19 protein-coding genes are annotated in these 25,027 nt (G+C 64.9%); 8 read left to right on the top strand and 11 right to left on the bottom strand.

From position 1 onward, the window contains the following. Positions 1 to 224: 224 nt before the first annotated feature. The gene (locus AC3WS7_RS08420) at positions 225 to 1,394 is read right to left on the bottom strand and encodes an MFS transporter (RefSeq protein WP_492656021.1); all 1,170 of its coding nucleotides are present in this window, start codon (positions 1,392 to 1,394) and stop codon (positions 225 to 227) included. Between the two features lie 179 nt (positions 1,395 to 1,573). On the opposite strand from AC3WS7_RS08420, the gene AC3WS7_RS08415 reads away from it, so the two are divergent. From AC3WS7_RS08415 to AC3WS7_RS08405, 3 genes are read left to right on the top strand one after another with little or no spacing between them, the layout of a single operon-like run. Continuing rightward, complete coding sequence (locus AC3WS7_RS08415; RefSeq protein ID WP_492656020.1) at positions 1,574 to 2,914, top strand: glutamine synthetase family protein; 1,341 nt, start codon at positions 1,574 to 1,576, stop codon at positions 2,912 to 2,914. Positions 2,915 to 2,927: 13 nt separating this feature from the next. Then, positions 2,928 to 4,295 (top strand): aspartate aminotransferase family protein, encoded by a 1,368-nt coding sequence (locus AC3WS7_RS08410; RefSeq protein ID WP_492656019.1) that lies wholly within the window; start codon positions 2,928 to 2,930, stop codon positions 4,293 to 4,295. Continuing rightward, positions 4,292 to 4,954, top strand: a complete 663-nt coding sequence (locus AC3WS7_RS08405) for a GntR family transcriptional regulator (RefSeq protein ID WP_492656018.1) — start codon at positions 4,292 to 4,294, stop codon at positions 4,952 to 4,954. Before AC3WS7_RS08410 ends, AC3WS7_RS08405 begins: the two co-directional genes overlap by 4 nt. 85 nt (positions 4,955 to 5,039) lie before the next feature. Here AC3WS7_RS08405 and AC3WS7_RS08400 read toward each other — a convergent pair whose 3' ends face one another. Further along, positions 5,040 to 6,071 (bottom strand): LacI family DNA-binding transcriptional regulator, encoded by a 1,032-nt coding sequence (locus AC3WS7_RS08400; RefSeq protein WP_492656017.1) that lies wholly within the window; start codon positions 6,069 to 6,071, stop codon positions 5,040 to 5,042. Between the two features lie 156 nt (positions 6,072 to 6,227). Between AC3WS7_RS08400 and AC3WS7_RS08395 the strand changes: the two genes are divergently transcribed. Beyond that, positions 6,228 to 7,403 carry a phytanoyl-CoA dioxygenase family protein gene (locus AC3WS7_RS08395; RefSeq protein WP_492656016.1) on the top strand — a complete coding sequence of 392 codons (1,176 nt, stop codon included), beginning with the start codon at positions 6,228 to 6,230 and terminating at the stop codon, positions 7,401 to 7,403. Between the two features lie 126 nt (positions 7,404 to 7,529). Here the strand turns inward: AC3WS7_RS08395 and AC3WS7_RS08390 are convergent, their stop codons facing one another. The 8 genes from AC3WS7_RS08390 to AC3WS7_RS08355 all read right to left on the bottom strand — a co-directional run bounded on the left by AC3WS7_RS08390 (position 7,530) and on the right by AC3WS7_RS08355 (position 17,779). Next, positions 7,530 to 9,044 carry a CoA-acylating methylmalonate-semialdehyde dehydrogenase gene (locus tag AC3WS7_RS08390; RefSeq protein WP_492656015.1) on the bottom strand — a complete coding sequence of 505 codons (1,515 nt, stop codon included), beginning with the start codon at positions 9,042 to 9,044 and terminating at the stop codon, positions 7,530 to 7,532. A gap of 22 nt (positions 9,045 to 9,066) precedes the next feature. Then, positions 9,067 to 9,885, bottom strand: a complete 819-nt coding sequence (gene iolB / locus AC3WS7_RS08385; RefSeq protein WP_296466951.1) for a 5-deoxy-glucuronate isomerase — start codon at positions 9,883 to 9,885, stop codon at positions 9,067 to 9,069. Positions 9,886 to 9,903: 18 nt separating this feature from the next. Continuing rightward, a complete protein-coding gene (iolE, locus tag AC3WS7_RS08380; protein ID WP_492656014.1) occupies positions 9,904 to 10,830 on the bottom strand; it encodes a myo-inosose-2 dehydratase in 927 nt (308 codons plus the stop codon). A 27-nt stretch (positions 10,831 to 10,857) separates the two neighbouring features. Further along, on the bottom strand, positions 10,858 to 12,729 hold the full coding sequence (iolD, locus tag AC3WS7_RS08375) for a 3D-(3,5/4)-trihydroxycyclohexane-1,2-dione acylhydrolase (decyclizing) (protein ID WP_492656013.1): 1,872 nt from the start codon (positions 12,727 to 12,729) through the stop codon (positions 10,858 to 10,860). A gap of 22 nt (positions 12,730 to 12,751) precedes the next feature. Continuing rightward, positions 12,752 to 14,704 (bottom strand): bifunctional 5-dehydro-2-deoxygluconokinase/5-dehydro-2-deoxyphosphogluconate aldolase, encoded by a 1,953-nt coding sequence (locus AC3WS7_RS08370; RefSeq protein ID WP_492656012.1) that lies wholly within the window; start codon positions 14,702 to 14,704, stop codon positions 12,752 to 12,754. A gap of 7 nt (positions 14,705 to 14,711) precedes the next feature. Then, positions 14,712 to 15,497, bottom strand: coding sequence for an ATP-binding cassette domain-containing protein (locus tag AC3WS7_RS08365; protein WP_492656011.1), 786 nt, complete (start codon positions 15,495 to 15,497; stop codon positions 14,712 to 14,714). Positions 15,498 to 15,515: 18 nt separating this feature from the next. Then, positions 15,516 to 16,658: an ABC transporter permease gene (locus tag AC3WS7_RS08360; RefSeq protein ID WP_492656010.1), complete on the bottom strand. Its 1,143-nt coding sequence runs from the start codon at positions 16,656 to 16,658 to the stop codon at positions 15,516 to 15,518. 83 nt (positions 16,659 to 16,741) lie between these two features. After that, a complete protein-coding gene (locus tag AC3WS7_RS08355; protein WP_492656009.1) occupies positions 16,742 to 17,779 on the bottom strand; it encodes a sugar ABC transporter substrate-binding protein in 1,038 nt (345 codons plus the stop codon). A gap of 208 nt (positions 17,780 to 17,987) precedes the next feature. Here AC3WS7_RS08355 and AC3WS7_RS08350 point away from each other — a divergent pair, with 208 nt between their 5' ends. From AC3WS7_RS08350 to AC3WS7_RS08335, 4 genes are all read left to right on the top strand, one after another. After that, a complete protein-coding gene (locus AC3WS7_RS08350) occupies positions 17,988 to 18,863 on the top strand; it encodes a MurR/RpiR family transcriptional regulator (protein ID WP_492656008.1) in 876 nt (291 codons plus the stop codon). Positions 18,864 to 18,912: 49 nt separating this feature from the next. After that, positions 18,913 to 19,908: an inositol 2-dehydrogenase gene (gene iolG / locus AC3WS7_RS08345; RefSeq protein WP_492656007.1), complete on the top strand. Its 996-nt coding sequence runs from the start codon at positions 18,913 to 18,915 to the stop codon at positions 19,906 to 19,908. Positions 19,909 to 19,922: 14 nt separating this feature from the next. After that, positions 19,923 to 20,951, top strand: a complete 1,029-nt coding sequence (locus AC3WS7_RS08340) for a Gfo/Idh/MocA family oxidoreductase (protein ID WP_492656175.1) — start codon at positions 19,923 to 19,925, stop codon at positions 20,949 to 20,951. 92 nt (positions 20,952 to 21,043) lie between these two features. Then, positions 21,044 to 21,655 (top strand): hypothetical protein, encoded by a 612-nt coding sequence (locus AC3WS7_RS08335; RefSeq protein ID WP_296467008.1) that lies wholly within the window; start codon positions 21,044 to 21,046, stop codon positions 21,653 to 21,655. 19 nt (positions 21,656 to 21,674) lie between these two features. Here the strand turns inward: AC3WS7_RS08335 and AC3WS7_RS08330 are convergent, their stop codons facing one another. Next, positions 21,675 to 24,977, bottom strand: a complete 3,303-nt coding sequence (locus AC3WS7_RS08330) for an error-prone DNA polymerase (protein WP_492656006.1) — start codon at positions 24,975 to 24,977, stop codon at positions 21,675 to 21,677. Positions 24,978 to 25,027 lie beyond the last annotated feature (50 nt).

Raw genomic sequence — 25,027 nt, 5'->3', positions numbered from 1 at the left:
TCTCTAACCCAGCCACCGGGGAGCCGATGCCCCTGCGATGCGAAGTGTTGAACGTGGGCAACCCGCATCGTGCGGGGACGGACTTTAACTGAACGGCTGCACAAGACAGCCGCCCATCGCAAGGCGACAGGTCGCGCTGGGTCGTTTGCGATCACGGGGTGGCAAGCAACACGCCATTTATGCATCAAATAGGCCTCTAGCGCACGTGGAATATGCGCGAGCAGCTACCTTTTTAATAGCAAAACAACCATCACCGCGGCAACCACCGCGGTGAACCCCATCAACGCGGCACTGGCCGTAGCCGTCATGGCGCCGCCCGCCACCACCGGCCCCACCACCGCACTCAGGGAGTAGGCGATGGAGAGACTGCTCACGTTCCAGGCCATGTCAGGCGTAGGTGTTTTGGTGGCGGCAATCAGCGCCAGCGTGAGGAAAGCCGTGATGAGCCCACCCAGCACAAACATGGTGGCGTAGGCCACGGGCACGCCGGGCAACAGGGCCAGCAAGGCTGCGGCCACCACCGTGCCGGCCGCAGCAATGGCGCCAGCCGCGCGCATGCCCCAGTGGTCGGCCATCCAGCCCACGGGGTATTGCAGGAGCAGGCCCCCCAGCCCAAAGCTGGTCAGCAGGTGGGCAATGTTTTGTGCGTCAAAACCGCGATCCCCCGCGAAGACGGCGAACAGGCCGACCACGGCGGATTCCAGCATGCCGCCGCACAGCGCGATCAGCAGCCCCTGGCGGAAGATGCGGTGCGGCCACGCCGCGCGGGCGGACTGCGGCCAGCTGTTCACGTGGTGGGCCTCTTCAGCAGGCGGGGTGCGGGCGAATGCCAGCGGCAACAGGGCCGACACGGTAAAACCCACGCCCACCCACAAGAGGGTGTGGCCCTGCACGCCCACCCAGGCGGCAATGGCCGGGGCCACCACGGGGGCGGCGGCAATCAGCGTTTCATGAAAACCCACCAGGCGCCCGCGCGCATGGGCGGGGGCAATGCGGTACAGCCAGGGCTCCAGCCCCACCCAGCGCAGGCCCATGCCCAGACCGGCCAACAGGCCACATGCCAGGTACGCGGGCCAGGGCAGAGACGCAACAGGCACCCAGGCAATGCCCAGCAGCGCCACCACCGAGCAGGCCAGGCCCGCCACCACCACGGTGCGCGCGCCCCAGTGGCGGCTCAGCCAAGGCGCCAAGCCCAGGCCGGGCATTTGCCCCATCCACAACGACGCCGCAAAAAAACCCAGCTGCGCCGCGCTGAGGCCCTGCAGCGCCAGCCACACCGGCACCATGACATAGACGATGCCGAACTGCCCGATCTGGGCCAAGGTGGACACGGTGTTGAGTGCGCTGATGGTGCGCCAGTCGTAGGCGGGGGATGCGGGGGTGGAACTGGACATGGAACAAAACACAGGAGACGGGGTGGGAGTCTATCCGGCCGGCGAACCCGAGTCAGCGCACCCATCTTTCGATCACAAGAGAGCATTTTCACTTGTCAATGCAGGTAATTCGCATATTTGTGATCACAAATATAAAGCTCCGCACTAGAATTTGGCCATCTCCACTCCCGGCCACACCCATGTCCACCCCCAGCACCATCGAAGCTTTTTTGACCCAGCACCGCATCCACGAGGTGGAGTGCGTCATCCCCGACATGACGGGCATTGCGCGCGGCAAGATCCTGCCGCGCGACCTGTTTTTGGCAGCGGGCGAAATGCGCATTCCCAAAAGCGTGCTGCTGAACACCGTGAATGGCCAGCAGCCGGACAACGGCCCCTATGTGGGCGACACCGACCCCGACATGGTGTGCCTGCCCGATGTGAGCACCGTGCGTGTGGTGCCCTGGGCGGCCGAGCCGGTGGCGGTGGTGATCCACGACTGCCAGGAGTGGGACGGCAGCCCGGTGCAAATCTCGCCGCGCGGCGTGCTGCGCCGGGTGCTCAAACTGTATGAGGCGCGAGGCTGGACGCCGGTGGTGGCGCCCGAGATGGAGTTCTACCTGGTGGCGCGCCAGCAAAACCCGCACGAGCCACTGCAGCCGCCGCTGGGCCGCACCGGCAAGCCCGAGGCGGGGCGGCAGAGTTATTCCATCGACGCGGTCAACGACTTCGACCCTTTCTTCATGGAGCTGTCCAGCTTTTGCCAGCAGCACAACCTGGGCGTGGAGACGCTGATCCACGAGGCCGGCCCCGGCCAGATGGAGATCAACTTCAGCCACGGCAATGCGCTGGACCTGGCGGACCGGGTGTTTTTGTTCAAGCGCACGGTGCGCGAGACAGCGCTGCGCCACGGCATCTTTGCCACCTTCATGGCCAAGCCCATGGAGCAGGAGCCGGGCAGCGCCATGCACATCCACCAGAGCATTCTGGATGCCGAGGGCCACAACATCTTCAGCCTGCCCGATGGCTCGGCCAGCCCGCTGTTTGGCCAGTGCATTGCGGGGCTGCAGGCCTACATTCCGCAGCTCATGCCCATGTTTGCACCGTATGTGAACTCGTACCGGCGGCTCTCGCCCTTTATGTCGGCGCCCATCAATGTGCGCTGGGGGCATGACAACCGCACCTGCGGCATCCGCATTCCCAAGTCCAGCCCCGCCAACCGGCGGATAGAAAACCGGGTGCCCGGCGTGGACGTGAACCCCTACCTCGCCATGGCGGCCACGCTGGCCTGCTGCTATCTGGGCATGATCCAGGGCCTGACACCCAGCGCCCCCACCACCGACAGCGCCTGGAACGTGAGCCACGAGCTACCCCGCCACCTGGAAGACGCCATTGCCTCCATGCGCAGCTGCGAGCCCATGCGCGAGGTGCTGGGCGCCGGTTTTGTGGACGCCTTTTGCGCCGTGAAAGAGCTGGAGTACGCCACCTACAACCGCGTGATCAGCTCGTGGGAGCGCGAACACCTGCTGTTGCTGGTGTAAACGGGGCCGTGCCATGACACCGACTTTTCGCCACCTGGACCCGCAACGCCTGACCGCCGTGCGCGAGCGCGAGCGCGCTGCCTACGCCGCGGCCAACCCCGCATCCCACGCCCTCTCAAAACGGGCTGCCCAGCACCTGATGTTTGGTGTGCCCCTGCACTGGATGAGCGACTGGTCCACGCCCTTCCCGCTGCACCTGGCGCACGCGCAGGGCGCGCGGCTGACCGACGCCGATGGCCACCGCTATGCGGACTTTTGCCTGGGCGACACGGGCGCCATGTTTGGCCACAGCCCGCCGGCCGTGGCACGCGCCATTGCCGCACAAGGGGCACAAGGCATTACCACCATGCTGCCGGGTGAAGACGGCGTGTGGGTGGCCGAGGAGCTGGCGCGCCGCTTCGGCCTGCCGGTGTGGCAGTTTGCGCTGTCGGCGTCGGACGCCAACCGCTTTGCCATCCGCTGGGCGCGGGCGCTCACCGGGCGCACGCAGGTGCTGATCTTCAATGGCTGCTACCACGGCACGGTGGATGACGTATTTGTGGACCTGGTGGATGGCCAGCCCCACACGCGCGACAGCCTGCTGGGCCAGGTGGTGGACATCACCCGCACCACACGCAGCGTGGAGTTCAACGACCTGGTGGCGCTGGAGGCTGCGCTGGCCGACGGCCAGGTGGCCTGCCTGCTGGCCGAGCCGGCCATGACCAACATTGGCATGGTGCTGCCCGAGCCCGGCTTTTGGGAGGCGGCGCAGACCCTGTGCCGTCGCTACGGCACGCTGCTGCTGATCGACGAAACCCACACCATCAGCACGGGGCCCGGCGGATACACCCGCGCCCACGGCCTGCAGCCAGACCTGCTGGTGCTGGGCAAGCCGGTGGCTGGTGGCGTGCCGTGTGCGGTGTATGGCTTTAGCGCTGACGCAGCAGCCCGCGCCGAGGCTGCCAAACGCAAGGCCCCGCCCGGCCACAGCGGCATAGGCACCACGCTCACCGCCAACCTGCTGACCATGGCCGCCATGCGCGCCAACCTGGCCGAGGTGATGACGGAAGCCGCCTACGCCCACATGTTCACGCTGGCTGCCCGCTTGGCGGAGGGCTTGCGCGCTCTGATTGCGCGCCACAGCCTGGGCTGGTGTGTGACGCAGATCGGCGCGCGCACCGAGTTCCAGTTCACCCCCACGCCACCGCGCAATGGCAGCGAGGCCGACGCCATCCTTGACCCCGCGCTGGAGCAGAACATCCACCTCTACCTGCTGAACCGCGGCCTGGTGATCACACCCTTCCACAACATGATGCTGGTGTGCCCCGACACCACGGCTGACGATGTGGACCGGCTGGTGGCCGCCATGGGCGGTTTTGTGGTGGACACTATCGCCCCATGAGCGAACCCCCCACCAGCACCGACCAGGACCGCGTCTACACCACCCTGCGGCAATGGATCACCGTGGGCCGCTTTCTGCCCGGCGAGCGGCTCAAGATCCGCAACGTGGCGGCCGACATGGGCGTGGGCCAGATGCCGGTGCGCGCCGCCTTGCAGCGACTGGCCGCCGAGGGCGCCCTCCTCAACGTGCCCAACGCCGGGGTCACTGTGCCCCGCCTCTCGCTGCCGGAGTTTGATGACCTGCTGCAGATGCGCATGCTGCTGGAGGGCGAAGCCGCCGAGCGCGGCTGCCTGCGGCTGGATGCCACGCAGATTGCCACCCTGCAAGGCTGGAGCGCCGACATGGCCGCCGCCTTGCAAGCCGGCGACGCCAAGCGCTACCTGGACATCAACGAAGACTTCCATGTGCTGCTCTACAAGGCAGCGGGCTCACCCCTGCTGTTTCAGCTGATCGACACCCTGTGGCTGCGCGCCGGCCCCATCTCCAACCGCCTGTTTGACACCCCCGCCGCCAGCGCCGTACTCAACGACGCGCACGACGACCTGGTGCAAGCCCTGCTGCAACGCGACAGCGCCGCCGTGCGCCGCGCGGTGGAGCGCGACATCTTTGTAGCCGGCCAGTTTTTGCGGGCTGCCTGCGGCGAGCGTAAACGGAAATGAAGCTCGACGGCTGGCTGCTTCCGCGCCTCAATTTGCTATCAAATCAGTAGCTACTTGCGCAATAGTTGCGGGGTCCATCGACCCATTAGCAGGCTAAAGCGGCCGGCAGGTTGAACGGAGTGACCACCTCGACATTGGAGCGCTGGGCGGTGTGCGTTCCGGGCAGTGCACCCTGGGCCTGCATGAACTGCAGGCAGGCCATGTGCAAGTCGTGGTGCAGGTCATGGTGCAAGACAGCGGACAGGCGCCCCGACGCCAGCAGCGCGAGGTTGTCCTCGTCCAGATCGTGGCCAATGAAGGGGCGGCAGGGCCGGCCAGCCTTGTCGAAGGCGGCGAGTATGGCGGCATTGGCGCCCCCCACCGAATACGCCGCGGCAACGGCAGGCTGCCCGGCCAGCAGGCGCCCCACGGCTGCCACGGTGGGGCCGTGCAGGCCCTGGCCCGCGTCCAGCACATGCACCTTGCAAGACGGCCTGCTGTGCGCCAGCGCCTCAGCAAAGGCGTGGATGCGCGCCTCTTCCCCCTGAAAGCGTTGCCCGCTGCTGGACACCAGCACATCCACCGGGCCCGCGCCCATCCACTGGTGCATCAGGTACGCCGCTGTCTGGCCGGCGCTGCGGTTGTCCAGGCCCACGTAGCTGTGCGGGTGGGCCGTCTGCACATCGGTCACAAGCGTCACCACCGGGATGCCGCGGGACTGCAGACGCTCCACCGCCTGCGCAATCGCCGGTACATCGGGCGCCTTGAGCAGCACGCCGTGGCTGCCCCGGCGGGCAATGCAGTCCAGCACGGCCACCATGTCGGGCACACGCATGGTTTCGGCAAGATGGTCCCGCGCCCGGAAGACGGCGGGCTGCGTGCGGCGCATGGCCAGGCCCAGGGCGTCGCGCACGATGCGGCTGAAGCGCACCGGCGCCTCCATCACCAGATCGATCAGGAAGCGCCGGCCCTTGAGGCCCAGCTGTTGCTGCTGGCGCTGCAACTCGGCGTGGGCTTGCTCGACACGGCGCTGGGTACTCGGGTGCACACCGGGCCTGCGGTGCAGCACCCGGTCCACCGTGGCCAGGCTCACGCCCGCCTGCAGCGCGAGCTCTTTCATTGCAAAGGTGTGGGCCATGGCGCTCCTGGGTTTTCGGGCCGCACGGCAGGCCCGGTACAGCGGCCGATTGTGCGTGGTTTCGTGCATCTTTCTGAGGTGTTTTTGAGGTGTTTTTGGGCCCAGAAGAACGCACCCCGAACCTACACTGCGTCCACCCTCTGGATCGGAAACCCCATGGCACATACCCCCCACCCACGCCGGCTGCGCGCGCAGGATGCACAGCTCGCAGACCTGCACGCCCTGCTGCAAACTCCCACCACGCCCAACGACTGCCCGCTGGCCACGGCCGTGACACAGGGCGTGCCGGTGTACGACTGCCAGGCCCAGCGTACCCGACTGGCGCAGGATGCCGCCCAGCGCGACACGCTGCTGCAGGAATGGGCCTGGGTGTGGGAAGACGGGCCGGGCATTCTGGTGCTGCAAGGCGCCGTGGCGGACCAGGGCGTGTTGGATGCGGTGACGGCGTGCTTCTTTGACCTGATCGCCCAAGAGCGCATCCACGGCAGCGGGGGCGACCACTTCGCAAAACCCGGCGCGAACGACCGTATTTGGAACGCACTCGAAAAGCTGTGCCTGCTGGACCCCGCCCTCTTTGCCCGCTACTACGCCAACGACATGATCGCCCTGGCCAGCGAGGCCTGGCTGGGCCCGGCCTATCAAGTCACCTCGCAAGTCAATAACGTGCGCCCCGGCGGCGGCGCACAAACGCCCCACCGCGACTATCACCTGGGCTTTTGCACCGCTGCGCAGGCCGAACGCTACCCGGCGCATGTGCACCGCCTCTCACCCCTGCTGACCCTGCAAGGTGCCGTAGCGCATGTGGACATGCCGCTGGAGAGCGGGCCCACGCTCTACCTTCCGCACTCGCACAAGTACCGCCACGGCTACCTCGTGGCCGACAACCCGGCGTTCAAAGACTACTTTGCCGCGCACCGGGTGCAACTGCCGCTGCGCAAGGGGGATGCGGTGTTCTTCAACCCCGCGCTGCTGCACGCGGCGGGGGACAACCGCTCGGCCGGCATCCAGCGCATGGCCAATTTGCTGCAGGTTTCGTCGGCCTTCGGGCGGACCATGGAGTCGGTGGACCGCGACCGCATGACACGCGCCCTTTACCCCCACCTGCAAAGCCTGCTGCGCAGCGGCGCGCTGGACACCGCGGGCGCCCACCACGCCATCGCCGCCAGCAGCGAGGGCTACGCCTTCCCCACCAACCTGGACCGCGACCCGCCCCTGGGTGGCCTGGCCCCTGAGAGCCCACAGGCCTGGGTGCGCCGCGCGCTGCAAGAAGGCTGGAGCCCCGAGCAACTGGGTGCCCAGCTGGACGGGCTAGCCCTCAAGCGCCTGACCTGAGCGCCCCCGCCTGCACCGGCGGGAGCCACCAACAAAAAGACCGGTTTAAAGCCGGTCTTTTTGCTATGGTTTTAGTAGCTGCTTGCGCACATTCCGTGTTCGCTAGAGGCCACTTTGATGCTTCAATTACTTGGCGGTCGGCATCACAAACTCGGCGCCCTTGCCAATGCTCTCGGGCCAGCGCTGCATGATGGACTTTTGCTTGGTGTAGAAGCGCACGCCCTCTTCGCCGTAGGCGTGCATGTCGCCGAACAGGCTCTTCTTCCAGCCACCAAAGCCGTGCCAGGCCATGGGCACCGGAATCGGCACGTTGATGCCCACCATGCCCACCTGCACGCGGCGGCTGAACTCGCGCGCCACATTGCCGTCGCGGGTGAAGCAGGCCACGCCGTTGCCGAACTCGTGGTCGTTGATGAGCTGCAGCGCTTTGGCAAAGTCGGGCACACGCACACAGGCCAGCACGGGGCCGAAGATCTCTTCCTTGTAGATGCGCATCTCGGGGGTCACGTGGTCGAACAGCGTGCCGCCCAGCCAGAAACCGTTGGCGCATCCTTCGCCCGCCTTGTTGCCGTCAAAGCCGCGGCCATCGGCCAGCAGCTTCGCGCCTTCTTGCACGCCGAGGTCGATGTAGCCGCTGATGCGGGCATGCGCGGCTTGGGTGACGATGGGGCCCATTTCTGCCGCGAGGTTGGTGCCGTTGAGGACCTTGAGCGTCTTGGTGCGCGCAAGCAACTTGGGGATGACCTTGTCCGCCACATCACCCACCAGCACCGCCACGCTGATGGCCATGCAGCGCTCGCCGGCGGAGCCGTAGCCCGCGCCAATGAGCGCGTCCACCACCTGGTCCACATCTGCGTCGGGCATGACCACCATGTGATTCTTGGCGCCGCCCAAGGCCTGCACACGCTTGCCGTGGTGGGCGCCGGTCTCGTAGATGTAATTGGCAATGGGCGTGGAACCCACAAAGCTCACGGCCTTCACATCGGGGTGCACCAGCAGCGCGTCCACGGCTTCTTTGTCACCCTGCACGACGTTGAACACACCGTCGGGCAGGCCGGCTTGCTTGAGCAGGTCAGCCATGAAGAGACTGGCGGACGGGTCGATCGGGCTGGGCTTGAGCACAAAGGTGTTGCCCGCCGCGATGGCCACCGGAAACATCCACATGGGCACCATGACCGGGAAGTTGAACGGCGTGATGCCGGCCACCACACCCAGCGGCTGGCGCAGGGTCCAGTTGTCGATGCCGGTGGAGACCTGGTCGGTGAAGTCGCCCTTGAGCAGCTGGGGGATGCCACAAGCGAATTCGACAATGTCGATGCCGCGGGACACCTCGCCCTGCGCATCGGTGAACACCTTGCCGTGCTCGGCGGTGATCATGCGGGCCAGCGCGTCTTTGTGCTCGTTCAACAACTGCAGGAAGTTGAACAGGATGCGCGCGCGGCGGATGGGGGGCGTGTCGGCCCACTTGGGAAAAGCGGCCTGGGCTGCGGCCACGGCGGCATCGACCTCAGCCGCATTGGCCAGGGCCACCGAGCCGGTGACCTGGCCAGTGGCGGGGTCGAAAACATTCTGGGCGCGCCCGCTGGTGCCAGGGGTGACCCGGCCGTGGATGTAGTGGGCGATGGAGGTAACTTGGGACATGCAGTGTGTTTCTAAAAAAGATTCAGGTGCTGGCGGCAGGGGCCAGCATCCATTCGTGGGCGGGGTCGTTCTTGAAGACCCAGAAGCGGTTGGGGCCCGCCATCACATTGAGGTAGTACGAGTCATACCCGTGCGGCGCCACCACCGGGTGGTAGCCCTTGGGCACCATGACCACGTCGTGGTTCTCGACGGCGCAGGCCTCGTCGATGCTGCGGTCGTCGGTGTACACGCGCTGGAAGGCAAAGCCCTGTGGCGGGTTGAGGCGGTGGTAGTAGGTTTCTTCCAGCAAGGTTTCCACGGGCGGCTGCTCTACATCGTGCTTGTGGGGCGGGTAGCTGCTGCTGTGGCTGGCAGGCGTCATCACCTCCACCACCAGCAGGTGGGCGGCAGTGGGATCGTCGTGCGGCAGGATGTCGCACACGTAGCGGGTGTTGGTGCCCTTGCCGCGCACGCTGCGGCGCATGGTGGCGGGGTCGAGCACACGCACGGCGCGGTCTTTGGCATCGCTAGGTGCGGTGCACAGGCCAACTTCAGCGTTGCGCACGGCGCGCAGCGTCACCGTCTTGCCGGCAGGCACATAGACGGCGGCGGGCGACTTTTCATCAAACACGCTGTCGCGGGTGCCGAGGTTGGCATAGGTGGTGCCGTCCACCGTCACATCCACAGAGCCTGTGAGCACCACCACACACAGCTCGCGTGCGCCGGTAGCTACTGTTTCGATAGCACCGGCTTCCAGGCGCACCGCGCGGAAGCCCACGTGTGTCCAGCCTGCACGCTCGGGGGTGACGTTGACAATCTCGCGGCCCGTGGGCGCGGCTTTGGCTAAGAGGGGGCTGACCATGGTGATGTCCTTTGCAAATCAGGCCAGGCTTTTGACCAGGCCGCTCAGGGTCTCAAACCCCTTCTTCGCATACTGGTAGCTGGGAGCCACGGCCGGGTCTTGCTCGGCCTCCACCACCAGCCAGCCTTCATAACCGGCATCGCGCAGCACCTGCAGGGCTGCGGCGTAGTCAATGCTGCCGTCACCGGGCACGGTGAAGGTGCCGTTGAGCACACCGCTTAAGAAGCTCCAGCCGTCATTGCGGGCCTGGGCAATGACGGGGGTGCGCACGTCTTTGCAGTGCACATGCACCACGCGCTTGACGTGCTTTTTGAGCAGCGCCACCGGGTCGGCCGCGCCACCGAAGTAGGCGTGGCCGGTGTCGTACAACAAGAACACTTTGGCCGGGTCGGTGAGGGTCATCAGCTTGTCGATATCGGCCGGGGACTCCACATAGGCACCCATGTGGTGGTGGTAGGCCAATTTGATGCCGTAGGCTTGGAGCAGGTGTTCGCCGAATGCATTCAAGCGCTCGGCATACCCTTGCCAGAGTGCCTCGCTGGCGAATTGGGGGCGCTTGCTCACGGGCGTGTCCATCTGGCCCTGCACGGTGCCTGCGCATTCGCCGTAGACCACCACGTTCACACCGTTGTACTGCAGCTTGCCCATGTGCGCCTTGCAGCGCTCGATCTCGGCGGCTACTGCGTCGGCATTGCTTTGGCCGGGTGCCACTTCGGCCAGAAAGCCGGAGTACCAGCCGGACACGCAGGCCAGGCCGTACTCGTCTAGCTTGGCTTTCAGCGCGGGGCCCTCTTTGGGAAATTTGTTGCCCAGCTCAAAGCCGACGTAGCCGATTTCCTTGCCTTCGCGCAGCGCAGTTTCCAGCGGCGTTTCGCCGCCGAGCGAGGGCATGTCGTCGTTGAACCAGGAGATGGGGTTGATGCCGATGCGGACGTTCCAGGTCATACCAATACTTCTTTCAAAATCGAAAAATCAAACACGTTGTTCTTGCTTGTCGGCGACATAGCGGGCGCGGGCGTCCAGCACCTCGCTGCGCGCCGACACTTCGGGAATCGCCACTTCCCACCAGCAGCCACCCTCGGTGGTGCGGGTGTGGGTGGTGTCTATCACCAGCACCTGGCTGCGTTGGGCAGCGCGGGCCTGCACCATGGCAGCCTTGAGCTCGGCCACGTTGGCCACGTGCACGGCATCGGCCCCCATGCTGCGGGCGTGCATGGCGAAGTCGATGCGGCTGGCCTCGCCGCCTTCCCCAATGCAGTCGTCCAGCAGGTTGTTGAAGGCGGGGCTGCCGGACGCCGTTTGCAGGCGCTGGATGCAACCGTATCCCCGGTTGTCCAGCACCACCACGATGATTTTTTTGCCCAGCATGACGGAGGTAGCCAGCTCGGAATTCATCATCATGTAGGAGCCATCGCCCACCATCACAATGACCTCTTGCTCGGGCCGCGCCAGCTTGACGCCCAGGCCACCGGCAATTTCGTAGCCCATGCAGGAGTAGCCGTATTCCATGTGGTAGTTGCCAGGCCGGCTGGCGCGCCAGAGCTTGTGCAGCTCGGCCGGCAAGGTGCCGGCGGCGCAAATGGCCACATCGTGCACGCCGCTGTCGCCACCCGCGTCGTTGAGCGAGTCGCGCACAGCGCCGATGACCTCCGCGTCGTAAGGCAGCACGCCGGGCTGGGGGGCGGCGGTGGTCAGTTCGGTCACACGGGCATTCCACAGCGCCGCCTGGTGTTGGGCACGTGCCGTCCAGGCGCTGTCGGCCGCCCAGCCACCCAGTGCTGTGCTCAGGGCTTGCAGGCCCACCAGAGCGTCGGCCACCAAGGCGGTGCCGCTCCACTTGCTGGCGTCAAAGCTCTGCACGTTGAGGCTGAGCAACGTAGCGTTGGCAAACAAGGCGTGCGAACCCGTGGTGAAGTCCTGCAGGCGGGTGCCCACGGCGAACACCACATCGGCCTCGCGGGCCAACACATTGGCGTTGGGCGCACCGTCCACCCCGATGGCGCCGAGGTTCAAGGGATGGTCCCAGGCCAGGCTGCTCTTGCCGCCGTGCGACTCGACCACGGGTACGCCATGCGCCTCGGCAAAGGCGCGCAGTGCATCACCCGCGTGGCTGTAAAGCACACCGCCACCGGCCACGATGAGGGGCTGCTTGGCGGTCTTCAGCAGAGCCACAGCTTTTTGCAGTTCGCGCGTGTCGGGCGGCGGTCGACGGAACTGGATCAGCTCGGGGTGCAGGAAGCTCTCGGGACAATCAAACGCATGGGTCTGGATGTCTTGCGGCAGCGCCAGGCACACCGGGCCGCAGGCGGCAGGGTCCGTCATGATCTGGATGGCGCGCGGCAAGGCGGTGAGGATTTGCTCCGGGCGGGTGATGCGGTCAAAGAAACGCGTGACCGGGCGGAAGCAGTCGTTGGCGCTCAGGTCGCCCTGCTGGAAGCTTTCGACCTGCTGCAGCACCGGGTCCGGTGCGCGGGAGGCAAAGGTGTCACCGGGCAGCAGCAGCACAGGCAGGCGGTTCACATGGGCCACGGCAGCGGCGGTGACCAGGTTGGTGGCGCCAGGGCCAATGCTGGTGCTGACTGCCATGATGCGCTGGCGCAGGTGCGCCTTGCTGTAGGCGATGGCCGCATGGGCCATGCCCTGCTCGTTGTGGGCGCGGTAGGTGGGCAGCGCCTGGCGCTCGGCCCACAGGGCTTCGCCGAAACCGGCCACATTGCCGTGGCCAAAGATGGTGAACACCCCGCCGCAATAGGGCTGGATGCTGCCGTCATGCATCTCGACGCGTAGGGCGGCGAGGTGTTTGACCAGGGCTTGCGAGAGCGTGAGTCGTTGGGTACGTGTCATAGAGGGTTCAATCCTGCAAGGTTCAGGCAGCGGCGCGCAGGGGCGTGTGACGGCTGCGCCAGGCATTCACCAGCGTGGTGAAGTTGTGGGCCACATCGCCCACAAACTGGTCGTCCGACATGCGACCGGACAGCCAGGCCAGCGAGGCATCGGCCCAGAGGCTGCGGCCCACCATGAAGCCCTTGACCACCGGGTTGGTCGCCAGGCGGAAGCTTTCCACCAGATGGGCAATCGGCTGGTTCAGGCCGAGGATGACGGCGCCCCGGCAATACGGGTCGCGCGCATCGACCAGGTCTTTTAATGCCGCCCAGCCACGCTCCTGCATGGGTGCCAGCTTCCACCACTCGGGCTTGATGCCCAGGTTGTAGAAGCGCTGGACGGCGCGCAGCACGGCGGCATCTTCTTCACCCGCTACCACCAGGGCTTTGGGCAGAATGATTTCAAGCAACAGCTCGTTGCCGCTGGCGCGGGTGGCTTCCCACAGCTCCAGCACTTTTTGCTCCTGCTCCAGGCGCAGGGTGTAGGGGTCGTCCGGGTGGTAGTGCACCAGGCACTTGACCACTTGTTCGGTAGGCCAGTGCGTGAGTGCGCTGCCGACCGAGCGGGTGCCGTCAAACCGCAGGGGGCGCGAACCGGGCAGCTCCACTGGACGGCCCACCCACCAACCGCGCCCCGTGGCGCTGGCCAAGGCGTCCGCACCGTAGCTGCCACCGTCCACCAGCACACCGGTGGCACCTTGCAAGCCGCTGCCCTGCTCCACACGCTCTGCGGCGGTGACCAGCAGTTTTTTGAGCGCTGGAATGCGGGACTCGGGGGCGCCTGCCTGGCGGCACAGGTCGTAAAACTGGCTGCGGTGGTCGAAGGCCATGACGCACAACTCGTTCCAGACCGGGCGGGCAGCCGTGACGCGGTGCAGATGGGCCAGCTGTTCGTCGGCATCGACCTTGGGGTTGCGGCTGCCGCTGAACCAATGGGCCAGCTCAGGAGGCGTGGGCATGGCGGCAGAACAAGCGTGGCGGGACACCACGATGGCGCCGCAGGCGTTGGCCGTCTGGGTGGATTGCGCCCAGTCTTTGCCCTGCAAGAGGCTGGCCATGAGGCCGGAGAGAAATGCGTCGCCCGCGCCCAGCACGTTGAGCACTTCGACGCGCTCGCCCTGGAAGGTGGGCGCATCGTCAATGGCGGCAGGAACGGCGCCTTCAATGACGCTGCAACCGGCGGCACCGCGCTTGACCACCAGCACGGCCTGGCTCAGCGCTCGCACGGCGCGCAGACTGGCCATCAGGTCATTGGGCACACCACCGGCGATAAAAAACTCTTCTTCGGTGCCAACCAACAAGTCGAACTGCGGCAGCATTTCCTGCAACTGCTGGGTGACGGCGGCATCGGGCACGTAGCGGTTCTCACCCGCGCCCCGGCTGGTCAGGCCCCACAGCACGGGGCGGTAGTCGATGTCCAGCACGCGCACCACACCGTGCTGGTGTGCATACGCCAGGGCTTTTTGGGACGCAGCGCGCGTGCCGGGCGTGGAGAGGTGGGTACCGGTGATGGCCAGGGCACGACAACGGGCGATGAAGGATTCATCAATCAGCGCAGCGTCCACCGCCATGTCGGCACAGTTCTCGCGCACAAACAGCAGCGGGAAGGTGTCGCGGTCCTTGATGCCCAGCAGCACCAGGGCGGTGAGGCGCTGCGGGTCGACCTGCACCTGGCTTACATCGCAGCCGTTGGCCTGCAGCGTGGAGGTGAGAAAGCGGCCCATCTGCTCGTTGCCCACGCGGGAAATCATGGCGCTTTTGCAACCCAGACGCGCCACGCCAAATGCCAGGTTGGCGGAGCTGCCGCCCAGGTACATGGCCATGCTGCGTGTGTCTTCGAGTGCGCTACCGAACTGTTCGGCGTACAAATCCACCGCCAGTCGTCCCAGGCAAGCCAGGTCGATGTCGCGCCCCTGCGGAAATTTCAAATGTGTCATGGTGTTCTTAAATCGTTACGCCTTCGAGATCGGCCATGAGTTTTTGCATTTCCTCGCCGCCGGCCATCATGTCCAACACCTCGTCTTTGCTCACATCCTTTTTCAAATAGGTTCCCAGCGATTTGCCCCGGTTGAGCAGCGTGAAGCTGTCGGCAATCGGGTAGGCATGGTTCACATTGTGGGTGATGAAAATCACCGAAATGCCCCGGGCACGTGCCGTGGCAATGAGCTTGAGCACGTTGGCCGATTGCTTCACGCCCAGCGCCGCCGTGGGCTCGTCCAGGATCAGCACCTTGGCACCGAAGTGGATGGCACGGGCAATGGCCAGACACTGCTTCTCACCACCGGACATGGTGCCCACCATCTGGTTGGCATCGCGGATACGGATGCCCATGTCGCGCAGCTTATCGCCCGCAGTCTGGGCCGCCAGGTCATGGTCCATCACCGGCAGAAAACCGAAGAGGTGTTTGATGGGCTCACGGCCCATGAAAAAATTGCGGGCCACGCTCATCAGGGGCACCAAGGCCAGGTCCTGGTACACGGTGCCGATGCCGGCATCCAGCGCTTCTTTGGGCGAGGCAAAACGCACGGGCTTGCCTTCCAGCACGTATTCGCCCTTGTCCGGCGTGTGCACACCCGCCAGGGTTTTGATGAGAGTGGACTTGCCGGCGCCGTTGTCGCCCAACAAGCAGTGCACTTCGCCGCGGCGCAGGCGCAGGGTCACGCCACCCAGCGCGATGACGGGACCGAAAAATTTGCTGATGTCTTCCAGCTGAAGGATGTAGTCACTCATGATGGATCTGCGTGAGGTTTAGCGGCGGCCGCCAGCGAAGCGGGAGCGGATGTAGTTGTTGAAGAGCACCGCAATGAGCAGCATCAGGCCCAGGAAGACGCGGTACCAGTTGTTGTCGATGCTGGTGTACCCAATGCCGATTTGCACCATACCGAAGATGAGCGCACCAAAGGCGGCGCCAATCACCGAGCCGTAGCCGCCGGTCAACAGGCAGCCCCCAATCACAGCGGCGATGATGGCCTCAAATTCCTTTTGCAGGCCCCGGTCGGCGGCGGCGGAGCCGGCGTCTGCCACTTGCAGCACCGCAAACACGGTGGAACACACGGCCATGAAGATGAACAGGCCGACCTTGACCTTGGCCACTGGAATACCCACGTTTTTGGCCGCATTGGCATCGCCGCCCACCGCCTGGATCCAGTTGCCCACCCGGGTGCGGGCCAGCACAAAGGCACCGGCCGCCGTCAGCGCAAACCACCACACCACGGCCTTGGGAATGCCCGTGGCCAATGCAGTGCCATCGTCGCGCGCTGCCAGCACGCCGGCACGGGCCAGGCTGTCAAACACGCCAGTCAGGGTGTACCCATGGAACAAGAAGGAGATGACAGGGTCTTGGGCGAACAGCTCGCGCAACACCAGATCGCCGTTGCCGCTCAGGATGGTTTTGCCAGTGAAGATGACGGACACCGCCAGCGACAAACCGCGCAGGATGAAAAAGAAGGCCAGCGTCACAATAAACGACGGCAAGCCGGTACGCACGACCAGCCAGCCGTTGAGCCAGCCCAGGCACATGGCGACGGCAAACGCAAACACCACCGACAACCAAATGGGCCAGCCCCAGTACAAGGCCGGAATCGCCAGCAGCATGCCGGCAAAGCCAATCATGGAGCCCACCGACAAGTCGAACTCGCCCGCGATCATGAGCAACGCAGCGCCTACGGCCAATACACCGAGGTAGGCAGCCACGGTGCTCCAGTTGACGATGCCTTCCGGGTTGAACATGCCGGAGCCGCCGGCGCTGAAGGCAAACATGACAAAAACCAGGAGGGTGCCGGCAAGTGCGCCGAACTCGGGGCGGGCCATGAGTTTGCGCACGAGGTTGAGCTCGCGGACCCTGTCGTCAACGGGTGCTTTGGTGGTCATGGTGGGGGCGTTGGTGATCATAGAAATTGCACGAATGTCGGAATGTCAGGAAGCACCGGGACCGGTTGGCGCCATCGCCAAACTTCAGCCCCGGGTGCAGACGCTTAGCGGAACTGGCCTGCGTATTTCTCCACCTTGCCAATGTTGTCCTTGGTCACAAAGCCGGGGCCGGAGCCGATGTGGCGGGGACCGTAGGCTGGGGCCAGGCCGTACTCGGTGAAACGGGCATTGGTCTTGGCATTGCCCTTGACTGCGTTGGACACAGCGGCCAGGTCATTGCTCTTCATGGTCTTCATGCTGGCCAGCACGGCCACAGGGACGTAACCTTGCAAATAGGGCTGCTGGTCAATGCCAAACTTCACCGAACCGTCCTTGATGCCCTTGGAGATTTCGTCCGACAGGTCAAACGTCGCCATCCACATCTTGCCTTTGAGGCCGGCTTTTTCCAGCGCCTTGAGTGTGGGGTGTGCAGATGTAGGGCCCAGGGTCAGCACGGCACCGGTGCTGGGGTTCTGGCGCAGGTAGGCCGACACCTTGGCTTCAATGCCGGTAGGGTCATCGCCCGAGTCGATGGTGCTCTTCTTGAAGTCCGCGCCGATGGCTTCGGCAAAACCGCGGCAACGCTCGAACGAAGCAGGGTTGGTGGCGTAGTGGTTGACGCACAGGAAGGACTTCACGCCATCGGCCTTGGCACGCATGCCAGCGCCCTTGCCGGCCTCGTATTCAGGCTGGCCCACATGCATCACGGCGCCCAACTTTTCGCTCTGGTCCGTGGTGCCGGAATTGATGGTGATGACGGGGATTTTTTTGTCCACCAGCTTTTTAATGGAGCTTTGCAACACGTTGTAGTCGGCAATGGTGACGATGACACCGTCGTAACCTTGGGCGGCCGCTTGCTCAATCAGGCGGGCCATGTCTGCCAAGTCGCCGTTGGGGGGGTTGCGGTAGTCCACCTGCACGCCATAGTCTTCGCCGGCGTGTTTGACGGAATTCTTGATGGTGTTCCACCAAGAGTCAGAGTCGGGTGCGTGGCTGATCAGGGCGATCTTGGACTGCGCAGCGGCCATGCCACCCACGGCCAACAGAGCGCTCAAAAGCACTGTTTTTGCAAATGTCTTGCGGGACAACTTCAGGTTCTTCATACAGTCTCCAATTTTTTAATGTCACTGGGGTGAGGTGAAAACTTCACTGCAAAGCAGCAGACGCCCGGGCTTGCCGGCATCTGCGAAGAAGTTTATCTATTTCGATCCAAATTAGAAATAAATTTCTAATAGGTGAATACCCTAGAATAAATTTTCGTTCTGAATTGACTCACTGACGGATAATTTGTTCTAGAAATCACCTACACGCATGAGCACATCCACCCCAAGTCAAGCCCCCGAGAGCGAAGAAGCCCTGATTGCCGCCATGGCCCGCGAATACCCCGGCCTGAGCCGGCAACTCAAACAAATTGGCACCTATGTGGAGCAACACCGCGGCCAGTTGGGCATCCAGTCCATCCAGCAGGTGGCGGAACTTTGCGAAGTTCAGCCCTCTGCCGTGGTGCGATTTGCCAAACATTTCGGCTTCAGCGGTTTCACCGAAATGCAGAAGCTGTTTCGGGACGGCCTGGCCAAACAAATATCACCCAGCCGGGACTACCAGTCGCGCATCCGCAGTGCCATTGAGTCCGGCGCCAAGGACCTGAGCAGCGCAGACATCGTGCATGCCGTCATCGGTGGCGGCATTGCCGGCATGGAGGAATTGCAGCGCAGCCTGCAGGAGCCCGCGTTTGAAGCTGCCGTGGATTTGCTGTTCCGGGCTGACACCGTGTGGCTGATGGCATCGCGGCGCTCATTTGCCATTTCCACCTACCTGACCTACGCGCTGCAGCACACCGAGAAACGGGTGCAACAAATCACCGCCATGGGCCATATGCAGGATGGCCAGTTGCGCGGCTTGCGTCCCGGCGATGTGATGGTGGCGATCTCCTTCGCACCCTATGCCCCCGAGACCGAACACATCGTGGAAACCGCCCATGCGCGTGGCGCACGCGTCATTTGTATTACCGATAGCAGCCTGAGCCCCATGGCGCGGTATGCCCATACCTCGATTCTGGTGAATGAAACCAGTGTGTTCGGCTTCCGCGCACTGACCAACACCATGGCGGTGGTGCAAAGCCTGTTCATGGCCCTGGCCTACCGGCTGGAACTGCAGTACCAACCCACCCGTCCGGGCCAGTCCTGACACAGCACGCCAATCCTTTTCCCCTTCTCATCCCTGAACTGAAGTCCCCATGAAAAAAGTAGCCCTCTTTGGTGCCGGCCGCATTGGCCGCATCCACGCCGCCAACCTCGCCGCCATGCCCGGCATTGAGCTCACCGCCGTGAGCGACCCCATGGCCGCCAACGCCGCCGCACTGGCGCAAGAACACGGCGCCCGCGTCGACAGCGTGGAAGCCATCTTTGCGGACAAGTCCATTGATGCCGTGGTTATCGGCAGCCCCACCACCACCCACAGCGACCTGATCACCCGTGCCGCGCAAGCCGGAAAGCACATCTTTTGCGAGAAGCCTGTGGACCTGTCGGCCGAGCACGCCCGTGCCTGCGCAGCAGTGGTCGCCCAAGCCGGCGTGGCCTGCATGATCGGCTTCCAGCGCCGTTTCGACCCCACCTTCAACGAGGCCAAAATCCGCCTGGACCGCGGTGACATCGGCAACCCCGAAATGCTGGTCATCACCAGCCGCGACCCCGGCGCGCCCCCGGTGGAGTACATCCAGCAGTCCGGCGGCATCTTCCGCGACATGCTGATCCACGACTTCGATGTGTTCCGCTGGATTCTGTGTGGCGATGGCGACAAGGCGGCCTGGCTCAGCGCCACCGGCTCCTGCCTGACCGACCCCGCCATTGGCAAAGCCGGCGACTTTGACTGCACGGCCGTCACCATCAAGACCGTCAAGGGCCGCCTGTGCCAGATCAACACCACGCGCCGCGCCGCCTACGGCTACGACCAGCGCTTTGAGGTGATTGGCTCTGCGGGCATGCTGCAATGTGGCAACCACCGCCCCAGCGAAGTGACCCAGGCCACGGCACAAGGCACCTCGCAGGACAACCCTGAAGCCTTCTTCCTGCAGCGCTACGCCGCGGCCTACCGCCTGGAGATCGAGCACTTCTTCACCCAGTTGCAAAACGGCGGCAGCTTCCGCACCACGGTGCAGGACGGCGTAGACGCGCAAATCCTGGCCGATGCCGCCGCCCAAAGCGCGGCCACCAACCAAATCATCACCTTCTGAGGCGCGCCATGACCATGACCCCCTCTTTGCGCATCGGCATCGTCGGTCTGGGCCGCCTGGGCCAGCGCCACGCACAAGCCCTGGCCTTCAGCACCCGCAACTGCGTACTCACCGCCGCCTGCAGCCCGGTCGAAGCCGAGCGTGTGTATGCCACCGAGCAGCTCGGCATCACCCAGGTCTACTCCCGCTATGAAGACCTGCTGGCCAACCCCGATGTGGACGCTGTGGTGCTGGTCACCCCCACCTCTTTGCATGCCGACCAGGCCATTGCGGCCTTGCAAGCCGGCAAACATGTGTTTGTGGAAAAGCCCCTGGCCCTGAACGTGCCCGATTGCGCGCGCGTATTGGCAGAGGCGGCCAAGCACCCGGCACTGGTGGCCATGGTGGGCTTTGTGCGCCGCTTTGACCCCAGCTACCGTGCGGCCCAGGCCAGCATTGAAGCAGGCGAGATCGGACGCCCGTTCATCGTGCGCTCGCAGACCTGCGACCAGAATGACCCCGACGGCTTCTTTGTGCGCTTTGCGCCCACCTCGGGCGGCATCTTCATGGACTGCAGCGTGCACGACATCGATCTGGCACGCTGGATGCTGGGCCGCCCCAAGGCCCTGCGCGCCTACGCCACCGGCACCATCGCCCTGCACCCCGGTCTGGCGGAGTTTGGTGATGTGGACAACGGTCTGGCCATTGTGGACTTTGAGGGTGGTGCCAAAGCCGTCTTCTACGCCTCGCGCACCATGGCCCACGGCCATGAAACCCACACGGAGGTCATTGGCACCGCCGGCAAGCTGCTGGTGGGCGAGCACGCTGCCCGCGACCGTGTGGTGAAGAGCGATGCCCACGGTGTGCGCCATGCCGTGCTGAAGGACTTCTACGAGCGTTTCGAGGCAGCATTTGCGGCCGAGATGGCCGAGTTCGTGGCCGCTTGCCGCGGCGAGCGCGCGCTCACGCTCACGCTGTCCGACGCGCTGGAGGCTACGCGCATTGGGTTGGCGGTGACCGAGTCACTCCAGACCGGCCTGCCGGTCGCCATCACGCAGGGCTGAGCCAGCCCCGCAGGCATCCCCCCTGCGTGCGGGGGGTTTTGGGCGCCCGCCATTTGGTGGGCGCGGTTGTGGACGCTAGCATGGAGGCCACCATGTTTTGGGGGACGCCCATGCACCTGCCTTGCTACGGTCTGCACCGCCTGCTGCTGGCGGCAGCCATGGCCCTGCCCTGGCAGGCGGGCGCTGAAACACGCGACTCCAGCTGGGGCCTGTATGTGGGCAAGTACCACGATGCAGAGCCCGCCGGCGCCATCGCAGGCACGGCCCACTACACGGAGCACTACATGCTGGCCCTCACGGGCAGCACCACCTTGTGGAAATCGCAGGACTGGCCGATTGCGCTGGAGCTGGACGGCATGGTTGGCCAGCAATGGGGCCAGGCCAGCCTGACCGAAGTGGCAGTGGCCCCCGCCATTCGCTGGAGCGGTTTTCCGTGGCGCGATGTGCTGCGCACCGACCTGCGGCTGGCACCGCTGGGCATCTCGTACACCAGCGAGGTGGGGCCCATGGAGCGCGGCGCCAATGGGCAGGGCACGCGCACACTGAACTTCCTCTTCATCGAAGCCGCGTTCTCCCGGCCACACACCCCCGAGCATGAATTTTTTGTGCGCCTGCACCACCGCTGCGCCATCTACGACCTGCTCAACAGCCATGGCGCCAATGGCGAGGACTTTTTGAGTTTCGGCCTGCGTTTCAAGTTTTAGGGCCGCTTGGCCCGGGGATTCAATGGAAATCCCGGCTGGTGGTGGCCAGGTCGCCCAGCAGGTGGGTCAGGTCTACCAGGTATTTGGCCACCACATGGCGCACCTGGCCGCCGCTCTCGTCATCGCGCTGCCACACGCCATACACCGCCATCAGCCGTGCGCGGTAAGCCACATCGCGCCAGCGTTCGTGCACGCTCTTCCACACAATCACATTCACGCTACCGGTCTCGTCCTCCAGCGTCACAAAAATCACACCCTTGGCGGTCTGCGGCCGCTGGCGCGCCGTGACGATGCCGCAGGCGCGGACCAGACGGCCACTGGGGTAGTCGCGCATCTGCGCGGCCGTCAGCAGCTTCTGTTTTGATAGCTGCTCCCGCAATAGCAGCAAGGGGTGGGAGCGTAAAGTAAGCCCAACTGCAGCGTAATCAAACGTCACCTCCTCGCCCTCGCCCGCGGCGGGCAGCACCAGGTCGTCTTCGTCAATCGGCACGCCTCGCAGCAGCGCGGGGGCGGGCAAGAGCGCCGAGGCGTCCCACACCTGCTGGCGGCGGTGGCCGCTGAGCGACTGCAGCGCATCGGCACTGGCCAGGGCCTTGAGGTCCCCCGCGTCGAGCTGGCAGCGCAGCGCCAGGTCTTGGGTGCTGGCAAAAGGCGCGAGCAGGCGCTGCCCGGTGATGCGCGTGGCAACGGCCTGGGTGAGGCCTCTGACCAGCCGCAGGCCCAACCGGACAGCAGGCCCTTTGACAAGCGCAGGGCGGGCGGAGATCGCCTCCAGGGTGCAATCCCAGTCGCTGTGCATCACATCCACCGCATGCACCACCACACCATGGCGCTGGGCGTCCTGCACCAGCTGCGCGGGGCCGTAGAACCCCAGGGGCTGGCTGTTGAGCAGGGCAGCCAGAAAACACGCGGGTTCGTGCCACTTGAGGTAGCTGCTGATGTAGACCAGCAGCGCGAAACTGGCCGCGTGGCTCTCGGGGAAGCCGTATTCGCCAAAGCCCTCCATCTGCTTGAAGATGGCCTCGGCAAAGTCCAGCGGGTAACCGCGCTCCACCATGCCACCCACCAGCCGGTCGTGGTACTGGCTCACATTGCCATGGCGCTTCCACGCGGCCATGGAGCGGCGCAGCGCATCGGCCTCGCCCGGTGTGAAGCCGGCCGCCAGCACGGCAATCTGCATCACTTGTTCCTGAAAGATGGGCACACCGTGCGTGCGCTCCAGCGCCTTGTGCAAGGCGGGGTAAGGCGACTTGGCGGCCTCGGGGTCTTTGCGCGCCTTCAGGTACGGGTGCACCATGCCGCCCTGAATGGGCCCGGGCCGCACGATGGCCACCTCCACCACCAGGTCGTAGTAACAGCGGGGCTGCAGACGCGGCAACATGCTCATCTGCGCCCGGCTCTCAATCTGGAACACGCCCACCGTATCGGCCGCGCAAATCATGTCGTAGGTGGCCACGTCGTCCCGCGGAATGTCCTGCATGCGCAGCGGTTGCAGCAGGCCGCGCCGCTGCGTCACCATCTCCAGACAGCGGCGGATGGCGCTGAGCATGCCCAGGGCCAACACGTCCACCTTCATCAGGCCCACGGCGCTCAGGTCGTCCTTGTCCCACTGGATGATGGAGCGCTCTGGCATGGCCGCGTTTTCTACCGGCACCAGGCGGGTGAGCGGCCCCTGCGTCAGTACAAAACCGCCCACGTGCTGGCTCAGGTGGCGCGGGAAGCCCTGCAGCACAGTGCTGAGCTCCAGCCACAGCTGTAGACGGCGCGGGGGTGGGATAGCCATGTCGTTTTGCTCCGGCGGCGTCAGGGAGGCAGTGCGCCCAGCTGCGTGTCCCCCGCCCGCTGCGCGGGCTCCTCCTTTACCTACGCTGGGCGCACTGCCACCCTGACTTCTTGCTATAAAAGTGCCTCCACCGCTTGCAACGCCTTCGCCAGCAGCTACTTTTTCCATAGCATCTTGTAGCCGCCCGGCCAACACCTCGCGGCTGTACATGCCAGGGTGCTCTTTGGCCATGGCGGTGATCAACACTTCGGGAATCTCCAACGCGCGCCCCACATCGCGCAACGCGCTGCGCGGGCGGTAGCTGATGACGGTTGCCGCAATGGCGGCACGCTCGCGGCCGTATTTGGCGTAGATGTACTGGATCACCTCCTCGCGGCGCTGGTGCTCAAAGTCCACGTCAATGTCGGGCGGCTCGTTGCGTTCGCGGCTGATGAAACGCTCGAACAGCAGCGAGGTCTCATGCGGGTTGGCCTCGGTGATGTGCAGGCAGTAGCAGACCACCGAATTGGCCGCCGAGCCCCGCCCCTGGCACAGGATGTGTTCGCGCCGCGCAAAGCGCACGATGTCGTGCACCGTGAGGAAATACATCTCAAAGCGCAACTCCACGATCAGCGCCATCTCATGCTCCACGCGCGCACGGATGTCCTGCGGCACGCCCGCCGGGTAGCGCTCACTAGCCCCCTCTTCCACATAATGGCGCAGGGTCTGCGCCGCCGTCTGGCCGGGCAGCACGGCCTCCAGCGGGTAGTGGTAGCGCAGCTCGTCCAGGCTGAAGGTGCAGCGCTGCGCTACGGTCAGCGTGTTCGCCAGCCAGTCCGGCGGGAACAGCGCCGCCAGCCGCGCCCGCGAGCGCAGGTGACCTTCTGCATTGGCCTGCAGCGCAAAGCCACAGGCCGACACGGGCTGGCCCAGGCGCACGGCGGTCAGCACATCGTGCAGCGGCTTGCGCGAACGTACATGCATATACACCTGGCCTGTGGCCAGCACCGGCAAGCCGCTCAGGGCCGAGAGCTGCTGCACCCGCACGCGCTGCAGCGCATCCCCCACCACCAGCCCGGCACTGGCCATCAGCCAACAATTGGGGCCAAATAGGCCTCTAGCCCCTATGGATATTGCGCAAGCAGCTTCCATATTGATAGCAAAATGAAACTGCAGCAGCACCTCACAATCCTGCAGTGCAGCCCAGTTCGCCTCGTGCCAGGCCGCACGGTATTCGCCCTTGGGGGCCGCCATGCGCGCGGCGGTGATGAACTCACACAGCTGACCCCAGCCCGCCAAGTTATGCGGCAAGGCCACCAGCGTGAAGTGGCCTCCGTCAGGTAGCGCCACCACAAACTCGGCCCCTGGCAACAGGGGCAGTCCCAGACGCTTGGCCTCCACGTGCGCACGCACCACCCCCGCTACCGAACATTCATCCGTCACGGCCAGCGCATGGTAGTCCAGTGCATGGGCGCGCTGCACCAGCTCTTCGGGCTGGGAGGCACCGCGCTGGAAGCTGAAAGAGGAAAGGCAGTGCAGTTCAGCGTAATCTGGAGGCATGGTGGCGCACTCCCGTCATCAGGGTCTGGAATTATGGCAAATAACTGGTT

The sequence above is a fragment of the Rhodoferax sp. EU05-FHT12H12 genome (assembly GCF_058791215.1).
Note: the sequence above shows the minus strand (reverse complement) of the source record. Positions and strands in the feature narration are given on the sequence as shown.

What these genes read in the sequence shown, in the direction of transcription:
- AC3WS7_RS08340 (WP_492656175.1), top strand. Translation starts at nt 19,923, where the DNA reads ATGACCCCCTCTTTGCGCATCGGCATCGTCGGTCTGGGCCGCCTGGGC.
- AC3WS7_RS08410 (WP_492656019.1), top strand. Translation starts at nt 2,928, where the DNA reads ATGACACCGACTTTTCGCCACCTGGACCCGCAACGCCTGACCGCCGTG.
- iolB (WP_296466951.1), bottom strand. Translation starts at nt 9,885, where the DNA reads ATGGTCAGCCCCCTCTTAGCCAAAGCCGCGCCCACGGGCCGCGAGATT.
- AC3WS7_RS08330 (WP_492656006.1), bottom strand. Translation starts at nt 24,977, where the DNA reads ATGCCTCCAGATTACGCTGAACTGCACTGCCTTTCCTCTTTCAGCTTC.
- AC3WS7_RS08360 (WP_492656010.1), bottom strand. Translation starts at nt 16,658, where the DNA reads ATGATCACCAACGCCCCCACCATGACCACCAAAGCACCCGTTGACGAC.
- AC3WS7_RS08365 (WP_492656011.1), bottom strand. Translation starts at nt 15,497, where the DNA reads ATGAGTGACTACATCCTTCAGCTGGAAGACATCAGCAAATTTTTCGGT.
- AC3WS7_RS08405 (WP_492656018.1), top strand. Translation starts at nt 4,292, where the DNA reads ATGAGCGAACCCCCCACCAGCACCGACCAGGACCGCGTCTACACCACC.
- AC3WS7_RS08355 (WP_492656009.1), bottom strand. Translation starts at nt 17,779, where the DNA reads ATGAAGAACCTGAAGTTGTCCCGCAAGACATTTGCAAAAACAGTGCTT.
- iolD (WP_492656013.1), bottom strand. Translation starts at nt 12,729, where the DNA reads ATGACACGTACCCAACGACTCACGCTCTCGCAAGCCCTGGTCAAACAC.
- AC3WS7_RS08370 (WP_492656012.1), bottom strand. Translation starts at nt 14,704, where the DNA reads ATGACACATTTGAAATTTCCGCAGGGGCGCGACATCGACCTGGCTTGC.
- AC3WS7_RS08350 (WP_492656008.1), top strand. Translation starts at nt 17,988, where the DNA reads ATGAGCACATCCACCCCAAGTCAAGCCCCCGAGAGCGAAGAAGCCCTG.
- iolE (WP_492656014.1), bottom strand. Translation starts at nt 10,830, where the DNA reads ATGACCTGGAACGTCCGCATCGGCATCAACCCCATCTCCTGGTTCAAC.
- AC3WS7_RS08420 (WP_492656021.1), bottom strand. Translation starts at nt 1,394, where the DNA reads ATGTCCAGTTCCACCCCCGCATCCCCCGCCTACGACTGGCGCACCATC.
- AC3WS7_RS08335 (WP_296467008.1), top strand. Translation starts at nt 21,044, where the DNA reads ATGTTTTGGGGGACGCCCATGCACCTGCCTTGCTACGGTCTGCACCGC.
- AC3WS7_RS08415 (WP_492656020.1), top strand. Translation starts at nt 1,574, where the DNA reads ATGTCCACCCCCAGCACCATCGAAGCTTTTTTGACCCAGCACCGCATC.
- AC3WS7_RS08400 (WP_492656017.1), bottom strand. Translation starts at nt 6,071, where the DNA reads ATGGCCCACACCTTTGCAATGAAAGAGCTCGCGCTGCAGGCGGGCGTG.
- iolG (WP_492656007.1), top strand. Translation starts at nt 18,913, where the DNA reads ATGAAAAAAGTAGCCCTCTTTGGTGCCGGCCGCATTGGCCGCATCCAC.
- AC3WS7_RS08395 (WP_492656016.1), top strand. Translation starts at nt 6,228, where the DNA reads ATGGCACATACCCCCCACCCACGCCGGCTGCGCGCGCAGGATGCACAG.
- AC3WS7_RS08390 (WP_492656015.1), bottom strand. Translation starts at nt 9,044, where the DNA reads ATGTCCCAAGTTACCTCCATCGCCCACTACATCCACGGCCGGGTCACC.